Below are 25857 nucleotides of genomic sequence, written 5' to 3' on the forward strand. Positions count from 1 at the left end.
TCGTGAGAAATTGTGGTGTAGCATACACCATAATTTCATAGACCTTTATAAAAGTGCCCCTTAAAAACCCCTTCCTGACGTATCATTTCTTCCAGGTCTTTATATTTATCAGGCTTTCCATATCCACTCAGGCTAACATCTTTTGCCATAGCTATCAATCTTTCTAATTGTTCTGAAGTCTCATCCCAAATATTAAGCCTTAGGGTCTCACATCCATGATTTCTCAAATCCTTTATAACCTCTGGTGCAAATAACCTATTAGAGCTTAAAATCATGCTTCTGCAGTCAATATTGTCACATATTACGGGAAATTTTGCACCAATGCGATCTTTTAATATGTATCTATCCTTACATGGGCTGCATCCGCATGTTTTCCCCGATTCCTTCTTTCCCACCACACAGCCTGTGGGGCAATACTCACTTACCATAACAGGCAGCCTGCCGTACACAATTACTTCTTTGTCTATAGATCCGTACTTTAAAATATTCTTGAATTGCTCAAGATTCAATTCGGGAGATATGGTAGCTCCTCTTATTCCCAGACTGTTTAACTGCTGTAATGATACGCTGTTTAAAATATTAAAACTATAATCACACCTTATCTTGATATTTGAAATACCTTTAACATATTCAAGCTGCCCTATATTGCCCAGCAGCAAACCTTCCAAATTTCCGTTTTCAAGCATTTCCGGCAGCTTGGACTTAATTATCCTGTCATAATTTCCACGGGTAATGGAAGGCAGTGAAGCGTATATACTGCATCCCTCTTTTTTTAATGCTTGTAAAGCGTCAAAATTATCTGGGTTTAGAAATTCTTTAAATGGAATGTACACTATATCCGCTCCATATAAAGCATCATTGTGACAATTTTTGCTCCATTCATAAAAATAGACGGAAATCTTAACATCATTTTTTTCTTTTCGACCATTTCCCGGGAAATTTAACAAACCTTTTTCCCTTTCTCCAACCAATTCCGACCTTTTTTCGATATTGCCTGCAGCTTTTTTATTATAAAGCTCATCTAATGCCTTTCTTCTTAAGTTATTAATTTCACTGATAGGCACGGTAAGGTTTTTATCCAGCTTTACATCGAGCTTCTTAAAAGCAAAAGGAGTACTTCCTGTCTTATAGAGCTGCTCTTCTATTCTCTCTTTTGTTATGGGCTTGTTTACGGCTATTTCCGGCAGCCTCTCTGAAGTAACCTCCACATTATTTTCTCCATCAGTTATGCTTAAGGTTATGGGAGAATTTTGTCTAATGGATAATATCCCATCTATTTGGACTTTTCTAATAAAGGTTTTGCCGTCAAAAGTCTCACCTGCACTCATATTCAATGCTTTGCTTGATGTTCTGTAGATCTTGCACCCCTTCGGTATGTTACCTTTTATGTCACCTATATATGCTATGTCACCTTTTTGTGCAAAGTTCTTTTTTCCATTTTCTGTCCTTATATATGTCACGACGGTACCAGGATTTATATCCTCTCCGTTTAGCACCTCAATACCATCACCTATTGACAAATCTTCCTCCATCTTCATCTTAAGGCTGCTGGTCCCTTTATTGAAGGAAATGACATTTCCTATATATATGCCCCAGTTCTTAGGCTTCTCATAGCACATCATATCCCTTCCGGTTTTCCCCTCAAGATATCCCTTCGAAAACCCTCCCCTGTTGAACACCTGCATTAACTCCTTCATGTCACTTTCTTTTTCCGCAGGATCAAGCCTTAATATTGTACCATCGGAATACGCATCTATATATTTCCTGTATATCCTTACAACCGTAGCCACGTATTCAGGCTGCTTCATTCTTCCTTCTATCTTTAGCGAAGCAACTCCTGACTTAAGTATTTGTCCAAGCATTGGAAGGGAGCACAAATCCTTTGGGCTTAAAAGGAACCCTTTTCCGCCTTTTACCATATTTCCCGAGTTTGTGGAAATCATTTCATATGGAAGCCTGCATGGTTGGGCACATTTACCTCTATTGCCGCTTCTTGATCCTATAAGGCTGCTCATAAGACATTGCCCTGAATAGCTGACACACAATGCACCATGGACAAATATTTCCGTCTCTATGGATGAGCTTTTTGAAATATGTGAAATTTCTTCAAGGGATAACTCCCTGGCAAGCACCACTCTTTTAAAGCCCAGTTCTCCAAGGACCTTAACACCTTCTATATTATAAACCGTCATCTGTGTGCTGCCATGAAGCTCCACGCTGGGAATTCTTTCCCTCAATATACGTGCAAGTCCGATATCCTGCACGATTATTCCGTCTATACCCATAGTATAGGCATCAGCAGCTACTTCCAATGCCTCTTCCATTTCATTGTCTAAAACAAGTGTATTTAATGCAAGATATACCTTTATATTTCTTACACGGGCATATTTAAGAGCTTCCATAAGAAGCTCCTTGTCGAAATTACCGGCATTCTGCCTGGCATTAAAGTATTTACTTCCAAGATAAACCGCATCTGCACCGTTTTCCACCGCAGCTAGAAACGACTCCCAGTTACCGGCAGGTGCAAGTAATTCAATCTTCTTATTCATTCCAAACCTCTTCTATGTGTTTTGCAATAATCATTTTCAATTTTTAATTATTGCAAAACATTTTCCTTGATTCATATGTTGCGAAAAATTCATTTTTATTAAGTAGCACTTTTAATGAATTTACTGCTTATCAAATATTTTTAAAACAAGGGGCATTATATCTGTCAAGGACCAAACAGCAGCATCTCCTTTTTCAGGTATATTACCAATCACTACTGTAGGTACTTTGTTAAATGTATGAGTTTTTAAAGATACATCTTCAATATTTCCATGATCGCTGGCAATTATCAAAACATCCTCATCAAGATTAATTAATTTTATCAAAGACCCTAAAAACAAATCCAGCTTTTCAATAGTTTTATAGGCCTCGTTTATATCAGCCTTATGACCTATGAGGTCTGTCATAAAGTGTTCAAACAATGTAAAATCATATTCCCGGCTTATTCTATAAAGCCTTAAAGCTGCTTCATCTGGTGTGATTACTTCCACATTATATCCGCTGCTAACTAGAATCTCTCCGGTAATATCATGATATATTCCGTTTCCTTTTCTATAATCTTCTGTTGTTCTAAATGGAATACCACAAGCATGAGTCATAACGGAAGTAACAGACGGCCTATATCTTCTTTCCTTTGGATCATGCATTTTCACAAGGTATTCTTCCCTGTACACATTGGAATTAGTCACTTTATATCCTTTTTTTATAAGCTCGGAAAAAAGGTTTGATTTCGTGATAACCTTCTTTAGGCTAATTGTAGGCTGTCCGCTCAGATGCCTGCCAAGAACCATGGAAGCATTTACTCCTGTAAAAATTGATGTCTGTCCTGTAGCACTTTGAGGAAGACCTGCAACACCAAGACAAGCATCAGTAGGAAACACTTTGTAATTTTCCAGTATGTACTGTATATTGGATGCTTTCCCTGATTTCAAAGGGTTCTTTGCAGCATCATCTTCACCGATGCCAAATCCATCAATAAAAAGGAAAATCATTCTCATGATATTTATCTCCGCTTTTCCTGACCAGTTATTTTCTGGGTAACGACTTTAATAATCGCTTTATAAACCTAATAGCCCTAACTAAATTAAATACCTCTCCAAAATCCTTTTTGATTTTCATAATGGCTGCAGAAGTTTCCTCTGCTGCTGTTCCAACGCTGCATATTGCAGATTCTATAGCCTTAATCTCCCTATTGGCAGTCTCAGAAACCTCTGAGATATTCTTTGTGATTGCAGGCATATTTTTTAAACTTTCGTCAATATTCGACTTATTATCCGTTAGAATGGATTTTAATACCTTTAAGCAATCAGTCAGATTTTTGAGAAAACCAATTAAAAAAACAGCCGAAACTACTACAGCTGCTGTAATTAAGAGAAGTGCCAAATTTGAAATACTAATGTAACCGTCCATCTAACACCACCGCCCTTTAAATATTAAAATAAAATAATTTACCTATGTCTTACCTTGCCAATTGTATTTTTTACTCCGCCAAGCTCGGCCTCTTTTTTAGCAAGTTCAAGCTGGAGCTCGGTATTCTTGTTCTGCAGGGTTGCATTTTCACCTGACAAAGACTTATTAACCTCTTTAAGCCTTTCCAACTCCGATGCTAAATCATTTACTTCCTTTTGAAGGTTTTTTTCGGTCTCGTGACATTTATAATAATCATCAGCTATATTAATTGCAGTAAGAACAGCCGCCATAGATGTACTCAGCCTTGTATTGACCTTCATAATCTCATTCATTTTCTTATCTATATAAAGGCCTATTTTCTGCATATATTCCTCAGACTCAACACCAACCAAAGTATAATCTTTTCCGGCTATTCTCACATTAACCTTATTTTTAACATCCATTCGCTTCACTCCTTAGAAGGATTATGGCATTTGTACCATTATAAACAGAACTTTTTACTTGTCCTCTTATACATTATTCTTAATTATACTATAATTCGGCAAAAAATAATATATTTTTAATCGGGTATTGACTAAAATATTGATTATAATATAATTTCATCCTTCTAAATCATAACTGATCTTTATATTCTAAGGCCACCGCACCATACCGGCTTTAATCCTTAATAAGTGCCATAACCTCTGCTCTTGTCCTGGCGTCTGTTTTTATAATCCCTCTTAATGCTGATGTTATAGTCCTTGATCCAGGCTTCTTTATCCCCCTCATTGTCATGCATAAATGCTCTGCTTCCATAACTACTGCAGCACCAATAGGGTTAATTGTATCCATAAGGACATCAGCAACTTGACTTGTCAGCCTTTCCTGAAGCTGGGGTTTTTTTGCAACAGTGTCCACTATTCTGGCCAGTTTGCTAAGCCCCATTACCTTACCCTTTCTAGGTATATATACCACATGAGCTACACCAACAAACGGAAGTAAATGGTGTTCACAAATGGAATATGTAGGAATATCCTTAACAAGTACTATTTCTTCATGGTTTTCTTCCTGAAAAACCTTGACATATTCCCTGGGATCCTTATGCAGTCCTGCAAAAATCTCATCGTACATCCTTGCAACCCTGTCAGGCGTCTCTTTAAGACCTTCTCTGTCGGGATCATCTCCAATTGCTATTAAAATTTCCCTGACTGCTGCTTTGACTCTTTCTTTATCTACCATCTTTAAAACCTCTCTTTACAAAACATAAAAGTATATTTATAAGAAAAACTAAATACATAGTCGTTTCTTATATTATACTGTAAAACTTAAAGAGTTCAAAGGCAAAGCCTAAAAAAATTGAGAAAACCCCAAAGCAGCAGCTAAGGCATGATTGAAATATTACTTACCGTTTTGAGCGTGTGTTCACGAGTAAAGGAATGCCTTAGAAATAACTTCGTATTCTCAAGGACAAAATCCCGACGATTTTAACGGGGTTTTGGACGATGAGAATCAGATGTTATTTCTTAGCCATTACTAAGTAAACACGAAAGCGAAATTATACGGGAAGTTATATTTTCAACATGCCTAAAGACATTACACCAATGACTCTTCCTTCTCCCTGTCTTTTATATAGCTTTTTATAATGTTCAATGACTTACTGAAATTTTGATAGAACATAACTATCAAGTCTCCCGGCATTGCATTCTTTATAGCGGTTTCCAAGGCTTCACCCTCTGGAAGAATTATTTTCATATTTTCTTTTTTAAACCCATAATCTATTATGGTGTTATATAACAATTCGGCAACTTCCCCAGGTTCTCTTCCCCTTAGATCATCGTCCTCCTTGATGTAGATATCTGTAAACATTTTGCCACATAGCATCCCAGCATGTCTTATACTGCTGTCCGGCCTGTCTCCTGGCACGCCAATTACTCCCACATATCTGTTAGCCCTTTGTGACAATACAAAGTCTGATACACATTTAAACCCAGCAGGGTTATGTCCATAGTCCAACAAAACTTTAAAGTCTCCCATATCAAACAAATTAAACCTTCCGGGATTAAGTTTTTCATCCGGCATAAAGGTTTTAAGACCCATCTCAATTAGCTCTGCAGGAATACCTAAAGCATAGAGTGCAGATGCTGCAGCAAGTGAATTTTCAATGTTACATTTTACACATCCATTAAATGTAATTGGAATTTTTGCCACTTCCATAACTCTTATATCCTTTTTATCATAAATATGAATGTAATCCTCATTCATGTATGCGGCTGTCCCTCCATTGTTTATGTGCCTTACTATATATTCATTATTAAAATCTGTTGAAAACAAAATAATGTTACCACGAGCCCTTCCCAAAAAGTATTCAATCATAGGATCATCAGCATTCAGCACGGAACTGCCCTCAGGCTTAACTGCTTCAATAACGAGGGATTTGATATAGGCTAAATCTTCAATATCCTTTATGCCGTCAAGACCGATATGATCATCACTAATGTTGGTTATAACGGCTACATCAGCAAGGTCGTAACCTAATCCACCCCTTACTATTCCTCCTCTGGCCGTCTCAAGCACCGCAATCTCTGTCTCCTTATTGGAAAGAACTATCTGTGCACTTACAGGTCCTGTATTATCGCCTTCCATTATACATTCATCGCCTATAAAAATACCGCTTGTAGTTGTCATACCAACCTTACTTCCCTTAAGTGCCAATGTATGTCTGAGAAGTCGCGTAGTAGTAGTCTTACCGTTGGTACCGGTAATTGCAACAACAGGTATTGAATATTGGCTGCCATTTGGGTAAAGCATGTCCAAAATATCTGCTGCAACATTTCTTGGCTTTCCCTCAGATGGATACAAATGCATTCTAAGTCCAGGTGCAGCATTTACTTCTATTATGGCACCGTTACTTTCGCTGATTGGCATTGAGATGTCCTGAATTTTCATATCAATACCCGCTACATCAATCTCTAAAACTTTTGCAGCTTTTATAGCAGCCTTTTTATTTTCCGGATGTATTTCATCTGTACAGTCCTTTGCAGTACCCCCTGTGCTCAAGTTTGTGTTAGATCTAAGATAAATTATTTCATCCTTCTTAGGTATATAGCCCGTAGTATAGCCATTTCTTCTGAGTAAATCCATGGCAACATTATCTAGTCTTATTCTTGTAAGAGGCTTTTCATGGTGATTCCCTCTTAAAGGATCCTGATTTTTCAATTCCACAAGCTCCGATATAGTATGGATTCCATCACCCTCAACACTGGGCGGTTTTCTCTCGGAAACTGCTGAGACCTTATCTCCAACTACAAGTATCCTGTAATCCTTCCCCTCAACATAGGATTCAACCATTACTGCTTTACTATGTTTTATAGCCTCATTGTAAGCTAACTTAACATCCTTATCACATAACAGGTTAGTAGAAACCCCTCTGCCCTGGCTTCCATCATAAGGCTTTACAACTACCGGGTAACCTATAGATCCGGCTGCTTTTACTGCTTCTTCCTCAGAGTATACAATTTCTCCGTATGGAACAGGAATTTTGTAGTCTGTCAGTATTTTTTTAGTAAGATGCTTATCTGATACTATATCAACAGCAACACAACCTGATAAGCTTGTTAATGATGCCTCTACAAGTTTTATATTTTTCCCAAAACCAAGCTGCAAAATGCTTTCGTTTCCAAATCGTTTAACCGGAATGCCTCTCCTTACAGCTTCATCATATATGGCTTTGGTACTTGGTCCAAGTTCACCTTCAACCTTTAATCTTTTCAAATTATCATATGTCCTGGAGAATTGGTTTTTATCAATATTCTTGTTCTCAAAAAAAGCCGATACAATTTCAATAACTGTTTTTCCGCATTCTATCCCACACTTTTCATCTATATACTGATAAATAATATGATAGACTGAAGGTTCCTTGTAAACTCTGGTCTTACCATAAGCCACATCATATCCAAGAGAGTTCTGGAGATCGATAATTGAATGCTCTATAACATGTCCAATATAAGTACCCTCCTTAAGCCTATCCATAAAACCGCCTTCATAGCCGAGAGAGCAGCAGTGTTTCTTAAGCCCTGGAAAAAGCTCAACAATATATTCATTAAACCCAGGCATATCGCAGGTAGGCTTTTCACATAAATCTCCCAGATCCACCTCCATTCTGATAACAGGCTTAAAACTATATATATTCTTTCCTGCAAAAATACGTATATTATTAATTTGCAATTTCCTTCCTCCTGAAACTATATTAAAAGTGATAAATGTATATTAATGCAATCGAAGGACTTCCCTTCTCTTCATGTCAAAGCCGTAGCCTTCAGGCAATACATGGACCGTTACATTAGCGATTGCCAGTATTTCATCAGGCTTTAATTCGGATACATTAGAGCTTACAATGGATTTTCCGTCTATTATTGTCACAGCGTATGAGCCTACAACTTCAAAATGTGCATCAGGATAAACCCTTATTGCTGTATCCTCATCAATTCCAATGCCGAGCATATGGGGATTTTCAGCCACACCACACAGTAAACGCCCAAATCTGCCCCTTTGGTCAAAATGCTGATCAATTATAGCCTCTTCCAGAAGCCCCAAACCTGATGCCATTTTAAGAGTACATTTCCTTGCCGGATCGTTGCTGTTTCCATCAACAATCATGGTATTACTCATTACTGAAGCCCCGGCACTTGTCCCTGCTATAACAACACCCTTGAGATATGCCTCAATAAGTGCATTAAAAACTTTAGTACCGCCAAGGATGCTAGTTATCCTTAACTGATCCCCACCAGTCATAAAGACGCCTCCGGAATTTACTATCTTATAATAATTCTCCTCGTTATTTGCATCCTCCCTTGTACTTATATCAAGGACCTCGATATTATTTATGCCAAGCCTTTGAAATACGTTCAGATACTCATTTCCAACTTCTACCGGATGCTCAGTAGCTGTTGTCAGAACAATAAACTCCATATCACCAAATCCAGCTATTTCAGCAACCTTTTTAAGGATTTTGCTTTCACCTTTTTTATCTTCTGCACCACCAATAATGACAAGATTTCCCTTTGATTTTTCTTCCATTAGATCCTCCATTACCTTCCATAGATGTTATGCATAGTGTAATCCAATATTACATTATTAAACATAAGTCCTATTCCCATAAGAATTATATTGGCCATTATAATAGGCAATCCATTCCTGCTGCCGTTTTTTGCAGCCAATATACCCGTTATTACTCCAATAACACCAAAAGCATATGGTAAAATAAAAAGTGATAAAAAGGCACATATCCAGCCTATAGCTATAAACAGCATACTCCCTTTAGTCAATGTACCACTGCTTTTACTAATACCGTAATCATTCATACAATCACCTTTTTAAATTTAAGTAGTTTTAATATTTATTACTATTAATATTTAGTAGTTTTTCTTACCGATCCTGTTATATAATTTATAGCCGATAAGGGTTAAAAATAGTAAAACTATAAAACCCAGTTTATAAACAATTATGTTACTGATTACACAAAAAAAATAATAAAGCCCATTTATTATTTGAGTTAGTAAAGATGCCATACTAATTTTCGTAGCTCCCTTTCTTTATTGTTTTTCCTTCGTGTACAAAGCTTATACCATTTACCATAAGTTCAAATATTTTGAGCTCCTTCTCATCCATCACCAAAATATCAGCATCACTTCCGTTTTTCAAAACTCCCTTTTGCGGATAGATCTTTAAAAGCTGTGCCACATTTGATGTTACTGTTCTAAATACATCTTCGATTTTCAAACCTTTTTGCAATATGCTGGACCTTATGTCATCAATAAGCATATTAACCTTACCAACGCCAGGCTGACCATTTACGTCGGGTATGCTCCCATTGGCATCAGATGATATTGTTACCCTGTCAAACCCTAGCTTCCTTTCGGCTATTGTAGATAAGGCATCCGGTACATCATACCCTATTCCGCCTGTACTTCCTGCAGTCAGATCAATATTTCCTCCGGTTTTTAAATATTCCAGCCCTTGCTCAAACAACATCTTGTTTCTATTGATATGTGTAGGAACAAACATATCAATAGGAAACTCCGAGTCATTCAAAAGATCCTTTAAAGGCTTTATTCCATCCTTACCGTCACCTACATGAATATGAACAACACCTGCTTTATTTGAGATCATTGAACCAATTTTCACCTCATATGCAAGTGACTTTAATTCCTTGATATCAGGGTGGCTGCTTCTGTAATCAGATATGGCTATTTCTCCTGCACCAATTACTTTATCAATAAATGTTATATCTGAAATAACTTTTCCTGTGAGTGTTGTTGTTGGTAATCCATAACTGCCTGTATAAATAAACGTGTTAACGCCTTCAGCTTCCAGTGATTTGGCTTTTGCAAGAAGTCCAGCCATGTTCCTTGTCAGTCCATCGAATCCCAAAACGCCTACAACAGTTGTTATTCCTGCATTCACTATGTCAGTCAAATATATTTCCGGTATTCTGCTGGAAGGACCTTTTTCTCCTCCTCCGCCTATAATGTGCAGATGCTGATCTATAATGCCCGGTAAAATAATCTTTCCGGTGCAATCAATGGTTTCAACACCCCAAAGCCCATCCACCGAAATATTCTCTTCAACTTTAACTATCTTTCCTAAAGCTACCAAAATATCCTTAGCACCAAGATACTGCGGGCTATATATGTTGCCACCTTTCAATAATTTAAACAATATTTCACCTCAAGTCTTTTTGATGTCCACGAAATTATGGCGTATTCTACATACGCAGTTTCTTATGACAACATCAAGATTGCTAAATCACTTCATGATTTTGTCCTAGAACCCAGTAAACGGCAGAATGCCCTAATTAATATAATACTGCCACTATATAATATAACCACCGATATAATATTAATACATTTATATAACTTTACTTTTTGTTCGCATATTTCCGTTACATATTTCTATTGATATATGTAAAAAGTGCTAATTTTCTGTTAATTTTTTTATTTATTGTATACAGAAGTTCATATAATTATTATCCCTAAAATATATAGTATTTATGTAAACCGTCAAACCCCCTATATAATAAGTCTTTTATTGTTTTTTACATAACATGCATATTGAACATGTGAGATTTTACCTTTAAATTGGTACGCAATAACTTGTATCTAATTTACATAATTGTTATTATATAATTTGAATTTTTCCTAAAAGTCTGTTAATATTGTTTTTGATAATTTGTTTTCTTTATCAATATTTCTAATACTTTATTAAAAAGGGTGATGAGTGTGCCTTCTGAATTTGATTCACTTACGTCAAAGCAAAAGAAGATTTATTCTGTAATCGAAACATTTATTAGAGAAAATGGTATTCCTCCAACAGTTAGAGAAATAGGTGAAATGGTAGGGGAAAAAACACCAGGAGCCGTACAAGGGATTTTAAATAGACTTCAGCAAAAAGGAGTCATAAAAAGAGAAATAGGCATGGCACGTTCTATTAAGCTTGTTTCTGGGAATTCCCAGTATACAGATCCTGCATATATTCCTGAAGTAAAAAAGATAAGTAAAAGAAATATCAGTGATTTGTACAGCATATATAATGTTGTCAAATATCAACCAGTACCTCCGGATTTTCTCGAGGATGCGACTGATTGTTTTATTTTAAACTGTCCTGATAACAGTTTGATTGATAGTGGGATAAAGTATGAAGATGTTTTAGTTATTTCAAGGGAATCAAACATATGCGATGGAGATATTGTTTTGATTTTATTTGAAAACTCTGCACTCTTGAGAAAGTACTATAAGGGCGAGAACGAAGAAACTATCACACTTAAGGCAGACAGTAATTTACTTGGAAGAGAAACTTTCAATAAAGATGAGGTAATAGTTGTTGGTAGATTGGTAGGCAAATATACAAAGTATTAATTTCTGAATTATAGTCATGCCATAGCTTATTGGAGGAAGATATCTCGTTTACAACTTTTATTAATTTATATTAAATTGCCTTGAAAAATGTTAGGGGTAAATAAAAATTTCTGGTATTACAAGGTTTCAAATTTAAAGGATATCCCATTATAGGATATCCTTCTTTTATTACTTTTATTCATTACTATTCTTTTATTATTTTTACTTAGAAATTTCACTTGTAATAAGGCTTCCCATCTTCATCGTTCCAACCAATTCGGTTCCTTCACTTACAATATCTCCTGTTCTGTAGCCTTTTTCAAGTACCCTTTCTACAGCTACTTCGATATCTTTAGCCACATTCTCAAGGCCGCAGCTATATCTCATCATCATTGCAACTGACAAAATTGTAGCTATTGGATTTGCTTTATCCTGACCTGCAATATCCGGTGCCGATCCATGAATAGGCTCATACAAACCAAGAGTACCTGCACCAATGCTGGCTGATGGCAACATTCCTATAGAACCGGTTATCATTGAAGCCTCGTCTGACAGTATATCTCCAAACATGTTTGATGTAACTATAACATCAAACTGCATCGGGTTTCTGACCAACTGCATGGCTGCATTGTCTACATACATGTGGTTGAGAGTAACTTCCGGATAATCTTTGGACATTTTAATCACTACTTCTCTCCACAACCTTGAGCTTTCAAGAACATTAGCCTTGTCGACTGAAGTCAGTATCTTATTTCTTTTCATCGCTGACTCAAATCCAACTCTTGCAATCCTTTCAACCTCACCAACACTATACATCTCTGTGTCATAGGCCGCCTCTCCCATTCCTTCAACGGCAGTTCTGCCTCTTTTTCCAAAGTATATACCACCTGTAAGTTCCCTTACTACCATGATGTCGATTCCATCCTTAACTATATCAGCTCTTAACGGTGATGCATTCTTAAGTGAACTGTATATAATAGCCGGTCTTAAGTTAGCAAACAATCCAAGCCCTGCTCTTATAGCAAGAAGCCCTGCCTCAGGCCTGATATGACCGGGAAGCGTATCCCATTTTGCTCCTCCGACAGCACCAAGCAGCACAGCATCGCTATTCTTACACTGTTCTAGTGTACTGTCGGGAAGAGGAACTCCATGTGCATCTATAGCACATCCCCCTATAAGAGCTTCACTAAGCTCAAATTTATATTCATACTTTTTCTCAACTTCTTTGATGGTGGCTATAGCCTGCCTAATTACTTCAGGGCCTATGCCGTCTCCCGGAAGAACTGTTATTTTAAATGTTTTCTGTGACATAAATAAACCTCCTAATAAATATCCTATTTCTTGTATATTATATAACAGTAAAAATAATTATTCTTCCTGTTATTAATCTCATTTATATGCCTTTTTTAATGTTTTTTGCCCTATGGTATAGAAGATTTCTTATGATTTTAAAGACTTTCTGTACTTTAACGGTGTCATCTTTGTGTATTTTTTAAATATTTCGTTAAATCTCTGCTGGTTTGAAAAACCTACAGAAAAAGCTACATCACTGATTTTTAATGACTCATCCGCCAATATCTCCTTAGCTCTCTCTATTCTTACCTTGAGAAGATAGTTAATGGGGCTGATACCCATTTCCTCTTTAAAAGCTCTTGTAAAATAACTAGAGCTTAAGAATACATATTTTGCAATATCTCCAATTGTTATATCCCTCTCAAAATTATTATTTATATAGTTTACAGAGATTTTTATAAGCTCCTTAACTTTCATACTCTTGCCCATAATACTGGATTCCCATTCCATCTTTAGGGCTCTGGAGATATATACAAACAACTCCATTACAAGAAGTTGATCGAGGAAATCACTGCCTATATCTTTCTTTTCTCTTTCTTTAAGAATCCTGTTAAGAATTATTATAATCTCATTCTTTTGACTTACCTTTAAGGAAATAAAAGCACCTGACTCTTTGCTGCTGACGAAATTAAGGAAATCCTCAAGGGGTACTTCTGAAAACTCACTGATGGACTGGCTAATAAATTTAAAGCTGAGAACAATAAACTCGCACCCATCCTCCGATTTAACTATAAATTTGTGGCTCTGGTTTGGTTTTATTATTACTATGTCATTTGGACCAATAGGTGCAGGTTGTCCGGATATTTCAAATACGGCATGTCCCTTTTTAATATATACCATTTCAAAAAACTCATGCTTGTTCGGTTCCATAGACCAGTTTCTATCATGAATCCTTTCAAGCGTCTTGACTATAACAGGTATATATCCTGTAGAATTTCTGAGGCTTTCCCATATTTTAGGCTGAGCATCACTTTTCAAATTATCACAACCTTAATCCATATTAAATGTTACTCTATAAAATTATATATATAATATTAATTTCCAGCAACTACTTTATAGAAGGTCATTTCAAAAAAATATTATTCAAGTAAGGTTGAAATGACCCAATGACTAATTAACTATTTGTTAATACCTAACCTGTTAATTAATAGTCTGACAACTGAGAGATATCAACACCTTTATAATAATACTTTAATATATCCTCAAAATCCATTCCTTCCTTAGCCAGGTAATTGGCACCCCATTGGCTCATACCAACACCATGGCCATATCCGATAGTTGTTATATATATGGTTTCCTTCTTTTCTTCTATTTTAAAATTAGTTGAATTGAGTGAAAATATGCTCCTTATATCGTTGCCCTTTAATACTTTATTGCCTACTTTTATTGTACTAACCCTTCCACCCTCTGTAAAACTTAATACCTCAATATTATTGATGAAATCTTCTTCATCGAATTCCAAATCACTATATTTCTCACTAAGCTTCTCAATAAATTCCTTTTCTTTCATGGAAATTGTTTTTTTGTACACGTTAGCCTCATTCTCGCCCTTGCTGACAACACTTTTTAAGTATGGAACTCCTTTTCCTCCCCATACATCCTCAATATTTTCAGTCCTGCCGCCGCTGTTTGAGTGGTAAAAGGGATTGGCTATGACATTATTATATGTTATTATGATCCCCTTTGTTTCTCTGATTGCTCTGGTTAACTTTTCCCAATTGCCCTTGGCTGAGAAGGCCCCCCATGCTTTATATACATCCTCCTTGCTTTTCCATGCCTGGCAATGGGCTGGATCTGTACATATGCAAACATCAGGATGCTTATTATCCGACGATTTATATACACCTTTGTATCTTCCCCAAAAATAAGTTCTTGCTGCAACTGCTTGAGCCTTTAGTGCTTCCAATTCAAAATTTGCAGGCATTTCAGCAGAAACTACACCTCTGATGTATTGCTCCAGATCTGCCTCCTGGATTTTATCTTCTTTTACATTCAAGAACCTGATTTTTTCAGTTTCCTGATCAGAAATTTTCTCTTCTTCAATCTCTTGAACATTGTTAACAGAACACCCGCGTACAATCAAAAGCGGAAGTATTATAATGATTAAAATCAACAGCAGAGCATAGTATGTAATGTTTTTCATATCATATCCCTTGTATATTTATTAGTCATGATCAAAAAGTGTAAAATGATTATTGCAAGACATATAATTTACAGTTGTCCATGAAATAAATATATTGGATAATCAGAAAAATATTACATCATTATTTTTGCATAATTATAAAACTTTTTATTGATTTTTTATTATAAATGTATTATTATATTATATGTTCGTTTAAATATGCGCCCGTAGCTCAACTGGATAGAGCGTCTGACTACGGATCAGAAGGTTGTGGATTCGATCTCTGCCGGGCGCGTTACAAGAAAACCTCATGGATTAAAGTCCGTGAGGTTTTTCTTTTATCCAAAATGAGCAGCTGATTTTTACTGACGATTGACCCCTAACTTGCATTTCATATTCTTGACAACATTTTAGGGTAATGTTATAATTTTACATTACTATAAGAAAGGAGTGTTGTTTGAGTATGCTTAATCCTATCGTTATTGTTGCATAGCAGAGGCTATTGCAATGAACTACTGCAAAGATAGAAGTCAGATGCGAATATAGCCTTTGCTATTCCTAAATTAAAATACTTTTAGGAGGAGCAACATGAGCTATAAGAAAGCAATTTATATACTCCCTAATGATTTGCTTGAGCTGGTACAAAAGTATGTAGACGGTGAATTTATCTATATACCTAGAAAGTTAGGCAATAAAAAAGAATGGGGATCAAATACATCCACCCGCAAAGAATTAAATCAGAGAAATATACAAGTTTATGAAGACTATTTGGCGGGGAATAGTCTTAAAGAGTTATCCGAAAAATATTTTTTGTCTTTGAAAAGTATTCAAAGGATAATACGGGAACAAAGAAACATAAATTAGCCTTAGCATGAGCCAATATGGTTTTATTACTATTTTGGCTCATTTTCTTTTACTAAATGTCTTTTAGGTTTTGTCCTCTAGAACTGGATGATACAATTTAAGCAGATAAATACCAGACTGGAGGGACAAATATGATAAAGATTTGTGGTAATCCGCCTTTTATCTTTCCTATTAAATTCTAATAGGAAGGATATAGTTTCATGAAGATAGTAAAATTGGATATAAATTATCTATCCCCACCACCTGCAATAAAGTATTGTAAGAAATGCGGCAAAAAAGCAGAGCATATTTGCTCCGAATTGTTTCGGGTAAATGCTCAACGCAAGTATTTAGATATATGGTTAATCTATAAATGTTCAGATTGTGATTCTACATGGAATATGACCATCTATTCACGTGTAAATCCCAAAAGTATTTCACCTGAAATATTAGATGGGTTCCATAACAATAACGGAGAGCTTGTCAGAAAATATGCTATGGATACGGTGCTAATACGCAGGAATGGAGCCGAAGTTGGCCTTCCCAAGTATGAAATATTAGGCCCTGCTATTGATTTTACCATTCCTGTTGAATTGCATATAAAAAGCCCCTACCCATCCCAACTTAAAGTATCTGCTTTGTTACGGGAAATATTAAACTTATCTAAAGATGCTTTAGAACAAATGATGGTGAGCGAAACAATCCGCAGCACTGGCGGACTTGACTTAAAAAAATCCAAAATGCAAACAGAAGTTATTGTGAATATAGATAACTAAAGAATGACTAAAATTTTACTAAGTGTGTTATAAATTATAAAAGACTTATGTTTCATAACTTTGGAACATAAGTCTTTTTACATCATGAGACATATCAGGTCATTTTAAAAAATACATTATTTGAGTATTATTCCACATGTGGTAAATGTTAGCTTACTTACCCGCCTTACTTACCAGTTAATTATTTGTTATTCCCCTAATCAATCACTATTTTAGGACGTTATCAGTATACATCTTGCATTTCCCATTATTTGTTTTATATGGTATACATTAATTGCTTCACACATAAATATACATCACATATGAAGTAAAAAACAGCTTATTTAAGTAAACCAATTGCAATAAAATAGAATTAAATAAAATATATAGATTCTAAATAAATCAGGAGGTATAATATGCTTCATAGAATCATTTCTTCAATCCTTTCTACTGTTCTTATTTTAGGCCTCACTAGTTCATCATCTTATGCATATGACAAACCCGCAAATAATTCCGCAAGTTTCAGTGGTAAAGTAGATGTAGGCAACTACTCAATGTTTATTGATGTAAAAGGTAAACGTAAACATGGTCTTCCTACTGTTGTATTTGAAAACGGTAACGGTGACAGCCATGAAATTTGGAATAAGGTAGCTCCAGAAATAGCAAAAATAACCCGTGTTGTAACATATGACAGAATAGGAATTGGACAATCGGACTCTCCTGATAGAAGAAAGGTAGATTACACAGCAGCAGGTGAAGTACAGCGGCTTCATAATCTTCTTAAGAATGCCGGAGTAAATGGCCCCATTGTTTTCGCTGTACATTCCATTGGAGGATTGTACGCCCGTGAATATCAATATCTTCATCCTGATGAGGTTAAAGGTATTATATTCATAGATTCAGCAACAGAGTATGCGGAAAAATGCCTTTTCAAGGAACTTGATCATAAGGCACAGTTGGAAATAATAACTCAAGACCTATCCTGTGGTACTGGTATTCCGATCGAGTTAGACACCAAAGACATTCTTATTTCTTACAATCAAATTTGTAAAGCACAAGCCACTGACCCACTGAGAAACCTTCCGATAGAAGTATTATCTGGAGCAAATCATCACTTTCCAGCCACCATGCCGAACCTTGAAGCACGGTGGGCAAGCAGACAAGCTTATATTGCCAGCCTGTCTAACCGCTCAATCCATAGAATCGATGCAAATAACGGACATTATCTCCATAAGGATAATCCAACCTTTGTAATTAATGGAATCAAAGAACTTCTTGCTAAGCTTAAACCTATACATGTTACGAAAAAGATTTTACATTAGCAAATGCAGTTGAATCGTCTGCATTTGCAATATAAAAATGAATTTATCGCAATAGTTTTTATTTCTTATACAATAATTTATATTTTTTTGTTTATCCAATTATCTGGCGGGTATAAATAGTATGTAATTAATTAAATACACTTTTGCAGTTAAAATACTTATAAATTCAGAAAGGATGTGTTTTATTTGGATTTAAAGGACTTAAAAGTTGTCAGTCTAAACATTACAGAAGACAATTACGAATATAAAGGTCTTTTTAGGTTATGCAGTGATGATAGATGTATGGATGCAGACCTTGAAAAGTTATCCGACCAAAGCTTTCTTGAAGAAGTAAAAGTTACCTTTAATATAAAAGATCCCATTTCAGTAATCAAATCTGATATAATGGATAAGGTTATTGATGCCTCAAAACAAGAATCCAGAATAAGCCAGGGTGAACACTGCTGTAATGATACAAGCGACAAGAAGATTCAAAGATCTTTAGATTCCCTGAACATGTCATAAAGCTAATTGCCAAAATGTTAATCTAGTTAATTATTTGTCTTTATAATATATTTAATGTATTATTTTAATAAAATGCTTATAGGAGAGATGAGACATGGAAAATTATAATATAATGGCAATAGTAATCAGTCATCGTTCAAAAAACGCACCTGACGTACAGAAAGTTCTAACCAAATTCGGATGTATGATAAAAGTTAGACTTGGATTGCATGAGGCTGGTAATGTTTGCTCCGAAGAAGGATTAATTGTGCTCCAGCTAGCTGGAGATAGTTCTGAAATAAAGAATTTCCAGGAAGAGTTAAATGCCATTGAAGGTGTAAGAGCAAATACAATGATAGTTTAGCTGTAAATATGGTCTATAATTACTTATAGACACTTTAATATAATTCAAATAATCACAAAATCTAAGGAGGATTTTTTTCTATGAAAAAATATGTTTGTTCAGTATGCGGATATGTTCATGAAGGTGATGAGGCTCCAGACAAATGCCCACAATGTAAAGCTCCTAAGGAAAAGTTCTATGAAAAGGTAGAAGGTTTGGCACAATGGGCTGATGAGCATAAAATTGGTGTTGCACAGGGCGTTGATCCTGAGATACTTGAAGGTTTAAGAGCCAACTTCATGGGCGAGTGTACTGAGGTTGGAATGTACCTTGCTATGAGCCGTCAGGCAGATAGAGAAGGATATCCTGAAATTGCCGAAGCTTATAAAAGGATTGCTTTCGAAGAAGCTGATCATGCTGCAAGATTTGCAGAGCTTCTAGGAGAAGTTGTTTACGCTGATACAAAAAAGAACCTACAGCTAAGAGTTGAAGCAGAGCATGGTGCATGCCAGGGCAAAAAAGACATCGCAACAAAAGCAAAGCAGCTTAATTATGACGCAATTCATGATACAGTTCATGAAATGTGCAAGGATGAAGCACGTCATGGAATGGCATTTAAAGGCCTTTTGGAAAGGTATTTCGGTAAATAAAAATTGCATTACAAAATGAGGAATGTTGCAAATAGCAGCATTCCTCATTTTGTATAATGTCTTATAATTTCATAACTTTAGCTATATCTTTTACGCTTCCGGAAAATATCTCCAACTGCTGGTTTATATTATTTGATACCTGATCAGACATGTTATCACTTAATTCATCAGAATAAATAATTGTCTCAATCTTTTCCAATGTGCTCAATATATAATAAAGCTTCGATTCACAATCATCAAGATTGTTTCTTATATGTTGAAGTTCAGCTAATGTCTGTTTTTTTTCCGACAGGGCTTTCTCATAGGTTTGTCTCGCAATTTCACTTATGCCTGAACTTAGCTTCATTTCCAGTGACTTTATGTCGGTAGAAGCTTGTGCATCCCGGTTTCTAAGAAACCCAGTCGCTTTTCTATAACTCATTACCAGATTGGGTATCAGCTCCTCAAAGCTTGCTATCTCATACATAAACCTTGTTATAAACTGATACTTTCCTTTGTCAAAAGATTTGATATTGTTCAATACATTTCCAAGTTTATCAATGATAGGTGTCAGCCTGTCTCTTGACTCATATGCAAGCTTGTGTAAATCATTATAATTGACTTCTTTTGTTTGAGGCTCATAATCCTCTGAAAATAATACCGAATATGTAGCTGTAAATAGAAATACAGCACCTCCGATTACTGCTCCGATAGGAGAATTATACCTGCCTAATGATATTGCACAGGCTATTACAGCCGCACCAAAAGCTAATGCAGTTTTCAAACTAAATACCGAATCAAAAAGACTATTATTTTTCATACACACATCCTGGAAGAAAGCTCTATTTGCTCAAATAATTTCAAAGTGGTATCAGGGCAAATTTAGAAGTAGATTGCTTCCTTAAATGTTATTTACTACTTATTATATATTATTTTTTACAATGAAATGAGTTAATTTCAGAAAAAGATATGAATATAAAAAAACAACTCCGGCAATTAATTTTACCGGAGCTGCTCGTTAGTAAATAACATTGTTAATACAAATTATTGAATTTTTTGATTATCAGTACCGTCCTTCTTCATTCTGAAGCCGATATACCTGTTATCTTTGTCAGTATATGTCTCGTCTAATATCAAATAATAAATCCATTCTCCTGCCATATTGATATACATGGATACCTTTTCATTAAGCCTGGTCCTGTCGTTGCCATCTTTCTTTATCCTATACATTGCTTTATAGGAAGAATCATTGCGGTAGTAAATCCAGTCTCCTGAAACATTTACAAATGCACATATGTCCCTTGTTACTCTTGTCCTCTCGGTGCCGTCTGTTTTAATTTTATAGAGTCTGTCCTTATCTCCCCCATCAGAATAATAAATCCAATCTCCATCTACAGCTATATACCATGCCCTGTATTCATAAAGTTTTATATTCTTTGATCCATCTAAAGACATCTTGCACAAACTGTCCCTTTCGTTAAAATTGGAATAATAAATCCAATCTCCCGATATCGTAACATATTTTGATTCGTTGTCATTAATCTTAGTCTTCTTGCTGCCATCAAGCTTCATTCTATAAATTTTGTTGCCGTCGGTAGAATCGGTATAGTAAAGCCACCCTTTGTAATAAGTCATAAAAGAGCAATTATCTTCATTAATTACTTCCCTACCTGTGCCATCTGTCTTAATTCTAGTGACTTTAAACTTGTCATCTACATTTATGTAGTATACATAGTCACCTATAACATTTATAAACCTTGGAGTGTCATCAGTTAAAACCGTTTTTTGACTTCCATCCGGTTTGGATTTGGCCAGCTTATAATCATTGTCAGAAAAATAAACCCACTCACCACTCTTAAATACAATACCTGCATTGGAGACATTGGTGTAAGGAGTCTCTGAAGGACTGTAGATTTCCTGGATTTTTTCCAACTCACTTATATTGATATTTGAAGAACTACATGATGTCAACACAAGTGAAAACAAAATAAGCAAGATACTGACCTTTTTTACTAAAACATTCATTAGACCTGTCCCCTTTTTAAACCTTGATTTTTCGATAGAAATTATGGAGTAGTATACACAATAATTACCTAGGCATTGAAATAAATTATATACTAATACCTTATCCCTATATAATAATTATAATTATAAAATTACAAAATGAAAGCTTTTCTTTAAAAGTTCAAAATTTTTTTACAAAGTTTGCACGTATGCCTAAACAGCAGGATAATTTGCTGCAGTAGCATTAAAGTGCTTTGCCAGAAGGATAATATCCGACATGTTTATTGAACCATCCAAATTTAAATCGAATTGACTTTCATAATGTGCATCACTGCTAACTGCATTAAATACCTTAGCAAGACTTATAACATCAGCCATGTTTATAGCATCGTCCTGAATACCGTTTTTAGGTATATCACCTACCCACATTTCCACCGGTGAAGACTGGCTGGACAATTCCTTATCGGCAGTCAGTAGAATGTTGCTGATTGTCCTTGTCAGATAACCTGTTTTACTTATTTTCAAGGAATATCCATCAGTACTTAATGGTAAGCCTTTAATTTCAAAATATCCCTTTGCATCTGTAACAGCATTAAGCTGTTTTCCAACAACCTCCACCTTAAATCCCTGCTTTAAGTCTGTGCCAGCAGATATAACCGCAAAGTCAGGGCTCACATATCCACTAAGCTTATAGCCTTCGTCAGCTTTCATTTTCAAGCCATAACCCAATTGGTAAAGAGGTGTTTTTCCATCTCCCTCATTTACAGGTATCTGTGCATTGCTTGAAGGCCATGACATAGGAAGCTTTCCGCTAAAATCATAATCACCGAACAAGCAATCGGAAACACCATTGCCCTCAGTTCCTGGGAGCCATGCAGCAACAAAAGCAGCTGAGTCCTTTATCTGATCTGTTACAATCATCGGTCTTCCCGATACTAATACTACTACCATTGGAATACCTGCACTCTTAACATTGTTAATAGTCTGGATATCATCAGCGGATAATGCTACGTCAGTTCTATCCCCTTTTACTTCTGCATAAGGTGTTTCACCAACAACAACTACAGCAACATCATGTCCCTGTGCTCCATAGCCGTTTAGATTGTATGTTACAGTTGTTCCAGGGTTTACTGCACTCTTTATACCCTGCAATATGGTAGTACCTTGTGTAATATTACCGCTCTTTCCCTGCCATGTTATTGTCCATCCTCCGCACTGATTGCCCAAATCATCTGCATTTTTACCTGCTACAAAAATTTTCTTCCCACTCTTTGCTAAAGGTAAAACCTTGTTATCATTTTTCAATAAGACCAAAGACTTTCTAACAGCTTCTCTTGCAACAGCCCTGTGATCGGCTGAACCTACTTGGGACATAAGACTTCTGTCGGCATATGGTTTTTCAAAAAGCCCTAACTGGATTTTAACTCTAAGAATTCTGGTAACAGCGTCATCAATTCTGGACATTGGAACTTCTCCATTTCCAACCAGATCCTTAAGATGAGTTATAACAGTCTTCCACATCCTTGGTTCCATATACATATCAACACCTGCATTGACAGACTCCTTTACACAATTTCTAAAGTTAGCCTTGTCTATGTCTTTTATAGCTTCATAATCTGATACCACAAAACCATCAAATTTCAATTCATTCTTTAAAATATCAGTAAGCAAACGCTTATTGCCATGGCACTCCAACCCATTGATGCTGCTAAAAGATGCCATTAGAGTTCTTGCACCTGCTTTAATTGCTTCTATGTACGGAGGTAAATATTTTTCTCTGATTTGGTCTTCTGTTAGGACTGAATCACTTGCATCAACGCCATTTGTGGTAGCTCCGTCACCTATAAAATGTTTAATACACCCTAAAATCTTATCATTTTTTGTTAGGTCTGTAAGGTAATTGTCACCCTGCAGGCCCTTTGTAGCCGCTACACCTAATCTTGTAACAATGTCGGTATTCTCACTGAAACCTTCATAAGTTCTGCCCCATTTTTCGTTCTGGGGAACAGCTATACAAGGTGCAAAAGTCCAGTGAACTCCTGTTGCCCTTACCTCTTTGGCCGTTATCTGTCCTATTTTATAAACAAGCTCTTCATCATTTGCTGCTCCAAGGCCAATATTGTGAGGAAAAATAGTAGCACCATACAGGTTATTATGACCATGCACAGCATCTACCCCGTATATAAAAGGTATTTGGAGCCTTGTAGACATAGCTGCCTTTTGGTAGGCATCTGTCATATCACACCATCCTGTAGGTGTGTTTGAGAGTGGAACATTTCCACCACCGCTCAAAATAGATCCTAAATAATAATTCTTTACATCATCAGCTGTTGCAGTATGTCTCTCAGGCTGAATCATCTGTCCCACCTTCTCATCAAGTGTCATTCTGGAAAGAAGGTCTTTTACCCTTGACTCTACAGGCTGGCTCGGATCCTGATAAACATTTGCCGCCTTTACATTAGTTGGTGCATTGACAAACACCAGACTCGATACTGTTACCGCCGATACAAAAATTGATAGTACACTTTTTGATTTTTTTCTTATACTTTTTTCCCCTATTAGCATTTTTCTTCTCCCTCTCTTAAAGTTTTATTTTTTTATTGTTTTCTTTATAAAAAATTAAGCCTCCCTTCACTATGGAAATATACTTACATTTTATGAAAAAATTAACTTAACGAAAGCAAATGTTGCTTTGGTGCCTTGTCTCATTAATATCAGAATTCCAATTTCTAAAGACACCATAATTCTAAGAAAACAAAACTACAACTTTATCCTATAAATTATATAAAAGGGACATTGCTGAGAATAATTGCTACAGAAGCTACTTATTTTTGTGAAATACCACTGCAAAAATCTACTTATTATTTTATATAAGACTTATATAATGATATTTTAAATTTTATCATTTTAACTAATTATTTTCAATCGCTTATGAGAGCTTTTCAAAAATACATCTATACGCCTAAATACAAATTGCCAATAAAATCATCTAATGCTATAATATTTTATTATTTAGACAAGGAGATAACACAATGAAATACTTAAAGTTGTTATTGATATTTATACCAATAAGTATCATATGTGAGGTTTTGAAGCTGAATGAAGTTGCACTGTTTTTCACATCTGCAGCAGCTATAATTCCATTAGCGGGCATCATGGGGGAAGCAACAGAAGAAATATCAGTTTACTCAGGCCCAAGAATAGGTGGTTTTCTTAATGCCACTTTCGGTAATGCTACAGAACTTATTATCGCTTTCTTTGCATTGAAGGAAGGACTATTTGACATAGTAAAGGCATCTATTGCAGGTTCTGTTATAGGAAACGTCCTTTTAGTTCTTGGTGCAAGTATGTTTGTAGGTGGACTAAAATTCAAAACCCAGACATTTAACAAAAGTGCAAATGAGGTTACATCAAGCATGCTGCTGTTTGCAGTTATAGGTCTTGTGGTACCGGCTATATTCTTGCACACGGTAAAACCTGAGCTCCTAAGCTCGCCCCACTATGAAAAGCTGAGCATAGGGATTGCAGCCTTTATGTTTATAATATACATATGCGGCCTTTTCTTTTCATTCTATACACATAAGGATATTTATGGAACCAATCATAGCGAAGAAATAAAGTCAAAGTGGAGTTTAAAGAAGTCAATTTCAATTCTCGTACTTGCAACAGTAGCAATTGCTCTTGAAAGTGAGTTTTTAGTCGGATCAGTTGAATCTGTCACCCATTCACTTGGACTAAGCGAATTCTTCGTAGGTATCATACTGATACCAATCATCGGAAATGCAGCAGAACATAGCACTGCAATACTGATGGCAGCAAAAAACAAAATGGATGTTGCTCTTGAAATTGCCTTAGGTTCAAGCCTTCAGATTATCTTGTTTGTTGCACCGCTCTTAATATTCCTAAGCTTGATATTCAAGCCTATGGATTTTGTATTTAACGAATTTGAGCTGATATCCATAATCGTTGCAGTAATAATAGCCAACAAAGTATCAAACGATGGTGAATCCAACTGGCTTGAAGGTCTTCAGCTCATAGCAGTATACGGTATACTGGCAATTTCGTTCCTAATAATATAATTTAAATATTAAGATGAAATTAAAGAGGTGGCCTAATGGTCACCTCTTAATTATGAAATTTAATTTTATATTAGGTATTAACAAATAATCAACTGG

23 protein-coding genes and 1 tRNA gene are annotated in these 25857 nt (G+C 35.8%); 9 read left to right on the forward strand and 15 right to left on the reverse strand.

Going from position 1 to position 25857, the window contains the following annotated elements:
• Nucleotides 1-35: 35 nt before the first annotated feature.
• From Bccel_RS19240 to iadA, 9 genes are all read right to left on the reverse strand, one after another.
• The gene (locus Bccel_RS19240) at nt 36-2549 is read right to left on the reverse strand and encodes a U32 family peptidase (protein WP_036936418.1); all 2514 of its coding nucleotides are present in this window, start codon (nt 2547-2549) and stop codon (nt 36-38) included.
• A 120-nt stretch (nt 2550-2669) separates the two neighbouring features.
• Entirely contained in the window at nt 2670-3545 is an 876-nt protein-coding gene (locus Bccel_RS19245) for an alkaline phosphatase family protein (protein WP_036936416.1), read from the reverse strand.
• A 28-nt stretch (nt 3546-3573) separates the two neighbouring features.
• Nucleotides 3574-3957 (reverse strand): hypothetical protein, encoded by a 384-nt coding sequence (locus Bccel_RS19250; protein WP_036936413.1) that lies wholly within the window; start codon nt 3955-3957, stop codon nt 3574-3576.
• Between the two features lie 38 nt (nt 3958-3995).
• Nucleotides 3996-4400 (reverse strand): cell division protein ZapA, encoded by a 405-nt coding sequence (locus Bccel_RS19255; protein ID WP_036936410.1) that lies wholly within the window; start codon nt 4398-4400, stop codon nt 3996-3998.
• A 214-nt stretch (nt 4401-4614) separates the two neighbouring features.
• Nucleotides 4615-5175 (reverse strand): GTP cyclohydrolase I FolE, encoded by a 561-nt coding sequence (gene folE, locus Bccel_RS19260; RefSeq protein WP_036936407.1) that lies wholly within the window; start codon nt 5173-5175, stop codon nt 4615-4617.
• Between the two features lie 354 nt (nt 5176-5529).
• Nucleotides 5530-8160 (reverse strand): cyanophycin synthetase, encoded by a 2631-nt coding sequence (gene cphA, locus Bccel_RS19265; RefSeq protein ID WP_036936404.1) that lies wholly within the window; start codon nt 8158-8160, stop codon nt 5530-5532.
• A 42-nt stretch (nt 8161-8202) separates the two neighbouring features.
• Nucleotides 8203-9012, reverse strand: coding sequence for a cyanophycinase (locus tag Bccel_RS19270; RefSeq protein WP_036936401.1), 810 nt, complete (start codon nt 9010-9012; stop codon nt 8203-8205).
• 11 nt (nt 9013-9023) lie between these two features.
• A complete protein-coding gene (locus Bccel_RS19275; RefSeq protein WP_036936398.1) occupies nt 9024-9296 on the reverse strand; it encodes a hypothetical protein in 273 nt (90 codons plus the stop codon).
• 208 nt (nt 9297-9504) lie between these two features.
• Nucleotides 9505-10653, reverse strand: coding sequence for a beta-aspartyl-peptidase (gene iadA / locus Bccel_RS19280; protein WP_036936395.1), 1149 nt, complete (start codon nt 10651-10653; stop codon nt 9505-9507).
• Nucleotides 10654-11213: 560 nt separating this feature from the next.
• Here iadA and Bccel_RS19285 point away from each other — a divergent pair.
• Nucleotides 11214-11849 (forward strand): LexA family protein, encoded by a 636-nt coding sequence (locus Bccel_RS19285; protein ID WP_036936392.1) that lies wholly within the window; start codon nt 11214-11216, stop codon nt 11847-11849.
• 201 nt (nt 11850-12050) lie between these two features.
• On the opposite strand, the gene leuB is transcribed toward Bccel_RS19285, so the two are convergent.
• The 3 genes from leuB to spoIID form a co-directional block, all read right to left on the reverse strand.
• The gene (gene leuB, locus Bccel_RS19290; protein WP_036936389.1) at nt 12051-13139 is read right to left on the reverse strand and encodes a 3-isopropylmalate dehydrogenase; all 1089 of its coding nucleotides are present in this window, start codon (nt 13137-13139) and stop codon (nt 12051-12053) included.
• A 129-nt stretch (nt 13140-13268) separates the two neighbouring features.
• Nucleotides 13269-14159: an AraC family transcriptional regulator gene (locus Bccel_RS19295; RefSeq protein WP_036936386.1), complete on the reverse strand. Its 891-nt coding sequence runs from the start codon at nt 14157-14159 to the stop codon at nt 13269-13271.
• Nucleotides 14160-14325: 166 nt separating this feature from the next.
• Nucleotides 14326-15324, reverse strand: coding sequence for a stage II sporulation protein D (gene spoIID / locus Bccel_RS19300; RefSeq protein WP_036936383.1), 999 nt, complete (start codon nt 15322-15324; stop codon nt 14326-14328).
• A gap of 200 nt (nt 15325-15524) precedes the next feature.
• Here spoIID and Bccel_RS19305 point away from each other — a divergent pair.
• The 7 genes from Bccel_RS19305 to Bccel_RS19335 all read left to right on the forward strand — a co-directional run bounded on the left by Bccel_RS19305 (nt 15525) and on the right by Bccel_RS19335 (nt 19699).
• Nucleotides 15525-15598, forward strand: a tRNA-Arg gene (locus tag Bccel_RS19305).
• Between the two features lie 293 nt (nt 15599-15891).
• On the forward strand, nt 15892-16167 hold the full coding sequence (locus tag Bccel_RS19310; RefSeq protein ID WP_036936380.1) for a CD3324 family protein: 276 nt from the start codon (nt 15892-15894) through the stop codon (nt 16165-16167).
• A gap of 200 nt (nt 16168-16367) precedes the next feature.
• Entirely contained in the window at nt 16368-16922 is a 555-nt protein-coding gene (locus tag Bccel_RS19315) for a DUF1062 domain-containing protein (RefSeq protein WP_036936376.1), read from the forward strand.
• A 395-nt stretch (nt 16923-17317) separates the two neighbouring features.
• Entirely contained in the window at nt 17318-18223 is a 906-nt protein-coding gene (locus tag Bccel_RS19320) for an alpha/beta fold hydrolase (RefSeq protein WP_050753647.1), read from the forward strand.
• Between the two features lie 186 nt (nt 18224-18409).
• Nucleotides 18410-18727: a hypothetical protein gene (locus tag Bccel_RS19325; RefSeq protein ID WP_036936373.1), complete on the forward strand. Its 318-nt coding sequence runs from the start codon at nt 18410-18412 to the stop codon at nt 18725-18727.
• Nucleotides 18728-18821: 94 nt separating this feature from the next.
• A complete protein-coding gene (locus tag Bccel_RS19330) occupies nt 18822-19070 on the forward strand; it encodes a CPF_0552 family protein (RefSeq protein ID WP_036936369.1) in 249 nt (82 codons plus the stop codon).
• An 80-nt stretch (nt 19071-19150) separates the two neighbouring features.
• Entirely contained in the window at nt 19151-19699 is a 549-nt protein-coding gene (locus Bccel_RS19335; protein ID WP_036936366.1) for an NADH peroxidase, read from the forward strand.
• 61 nt (nt 19700-19760) lie between these two features.
• Here the strand turns inward: Bccel_RS19335 and Bccel_RS19340 are convergent, their stop codons facing one another.
• The 3 genes from Bccel_RS19340 to Bccel_RS19350 all read right to left on the reverse strand — a co-directional run bounded on the left by Bccel_RS19340 (nt 19761) and on the right by Bccel_RS19350 (nt 24247).
• Nucleotides 19761-20498: a hypothetical protein gene (locus tag Bccel_RS19340; RefSeq protein WP_036936363.1), complete on the reverse strand. Its 738-nt coding sequence runs from the start codon at nt 20496-20498 to the stop codon at nt 19761-19763.
• 224 nt (nt 20499-20722) lie between these two features.
• Nucleotides 20723-21703 carry a DUF5050 domain-containing protein gene (locus Bccel_RS19345; protein ID WP_036936358.1) on the reverse strand — a complete coding sequence of 327 codons (981 nt, stop codon included), beginning with the start codon at nt 21701-21703 and terminating at the stop codon, nt 20723-20725.
• A 192-nt stretch (nt 21704-21895) separates the two neighbouring features.
• Nucleotides 21896-24247, reverse strand: coding sequence for a glycoside hydrolase family 3 N-terminal domain-containing protein (locus Bccel_RS19350; protein WP_081926734.1), 2352 nt, complete (start codon nt 24245-24247; stop codon nt 21896-21898).
• 467 nt (nt 24248-24714) lie between these two features.
• On the opposite strand from Bccel_RS19350, the gene cax reads away from it, so the two are divergent.
• Nucleotides 24715-25761, forward strand: coding sequence for a calcium/proton exchanger (cax, locus tag Bccel_RS19355; RefSeq protein ID WP_036936355.1), 1047 nt, complete (start codon nt 24715-24717; stop codon nt 25759-25761).
• Nucleotides 25762-25857: the final 96 nt, after the last annotated feature.

Origin of the sequence: Pseudobacteroides cellulosolvens ATCC 35603 = DSM 2933 (assembly GCF_001262605.1) — a bacterium.
Classification (GTDB): Bacteria; Bacillota; Clostridia; order Acetivibrionales; family DSM-2933; genus Pseudobacteroides; species Pseudobacteroides cellulosolvens.

Coding starts and splice junctions, on each gene's coding strand:
- Bccel_RS19240 (WP_036936418.1), bottom strand. CDS start 2,549: ATGAATAAGAAGATTGAATTACTTGCACCTGCCGGTAACTGGGAGTCG.
- Bccel_RS19245 (WP_036936416.1), bottom strand. CDS start 3,545: ATGAGAATGATTTTCCTTTTTATTGATGGATTTGGCATCGGTGAAGAT.
- Bccel_RS19250 (WP_036936413.1), bottom strand. CDS start 3,957: ATGGACGGTTACATTAGTATTTCAAATTTGGCACTTCTCTTAATTACA.
- Bccel_RS19255 (WP_036936410.1), bottom strand. CDS start 4,400: ATGGATGTTAAAAATAAGGTTAATGTGAGAATAGCCGGAAAAGATTAT.
- folE (WP_036936407.1), bottom strand. CDS start 5,175: ATGGTAGATAAAGAAAGAGTCAAAGCAGCAGTCAGGGAAATTTTAATA.
- Bccel_RS19270 (WP_036936401.1), bottom strand. CDS start 9,012: ATGGAAGAAAAATCAAAGGGAAATCTTGTCATTATTGGTGGTGCAGAA.
- Bccel_RS19275 (WP_036936398.1), bottom strand. CDS start 9,296: ATGAATGATTACGGTATTAGTAAAAGCAGTGGTACATTGACTAAAGGG.
- leuB (WP_036936389.1), bottom strand. CDS start 13,139: ATGTCACAGAAAACATTTAAAATAACAGTTCTTCCGGGAGACGGCATA.
- spoIID (WP_036936383.1), bottom strand. CDS start 15,324: ATGAAAAACATTACATACTATGCTCTGCTGTTGATTTTAATCATTATA.
- Bccel_RS19310 (WP_036936380.1), top strand. CDS start 15,892: ATGAGCTATAAGAAAGCAATTTATATACTCCCTAATGATTTGCTTGAG.
- Bccel_RS19315 (WP_036936376.1), top strand. CDS start 16,368: ATGAAGATAGTAAAATTGGATATAAATTATCTATCCCCACCACCTGCA.
- Bccel_RS19320 (WP_050753647.1), top strand. CDS start 17,318: ATGCTTCATAGAATCATTTCTTCAATCCTTTCTACTGTTCTTATTTTA.
- Bccel_RS19330 (WP_036936369.1), top strand. CDS start 18,822: ATGGAAAATTATAATATAATGGCAATAGTAATCAGTCATCGTTCAAAA.
- Bccel_RS19335 (WP_036936366.1), top strand. CDS start 19,151: ATGAAAAAATATGTTTGTTCAGTATGCGGATATGTTCATGAAGGTGAT.
- Bccel_RS19340 (WP_036936363.1), bottom strand. CDS start 20,498: ATGAAAAATAATAGTCTTTTTGATTCGGTATTTAGTTTGAAAACTGCA.
- Bccel_RS19345 (WP_036936358.1), bottom strand. CDS start 21,703: ATGAATGTTTTAGTAAAAAAGGTCAGTATCTTGCTTATTTTGTTTTCA.
- Bccel_RS19350 (WP_081926734.1), bottom strand. CDS start 24,247: ATGCTAATAGGGGAAAAAAGTATAAGAAAAAAATCAAAAAGTGTACTA.
- cax (WP_036936355.1), top strand. CDS start 24,715: ATGAAATACTTAAAGTTGTTATTGATATTTATACCAATAAGTATCATA.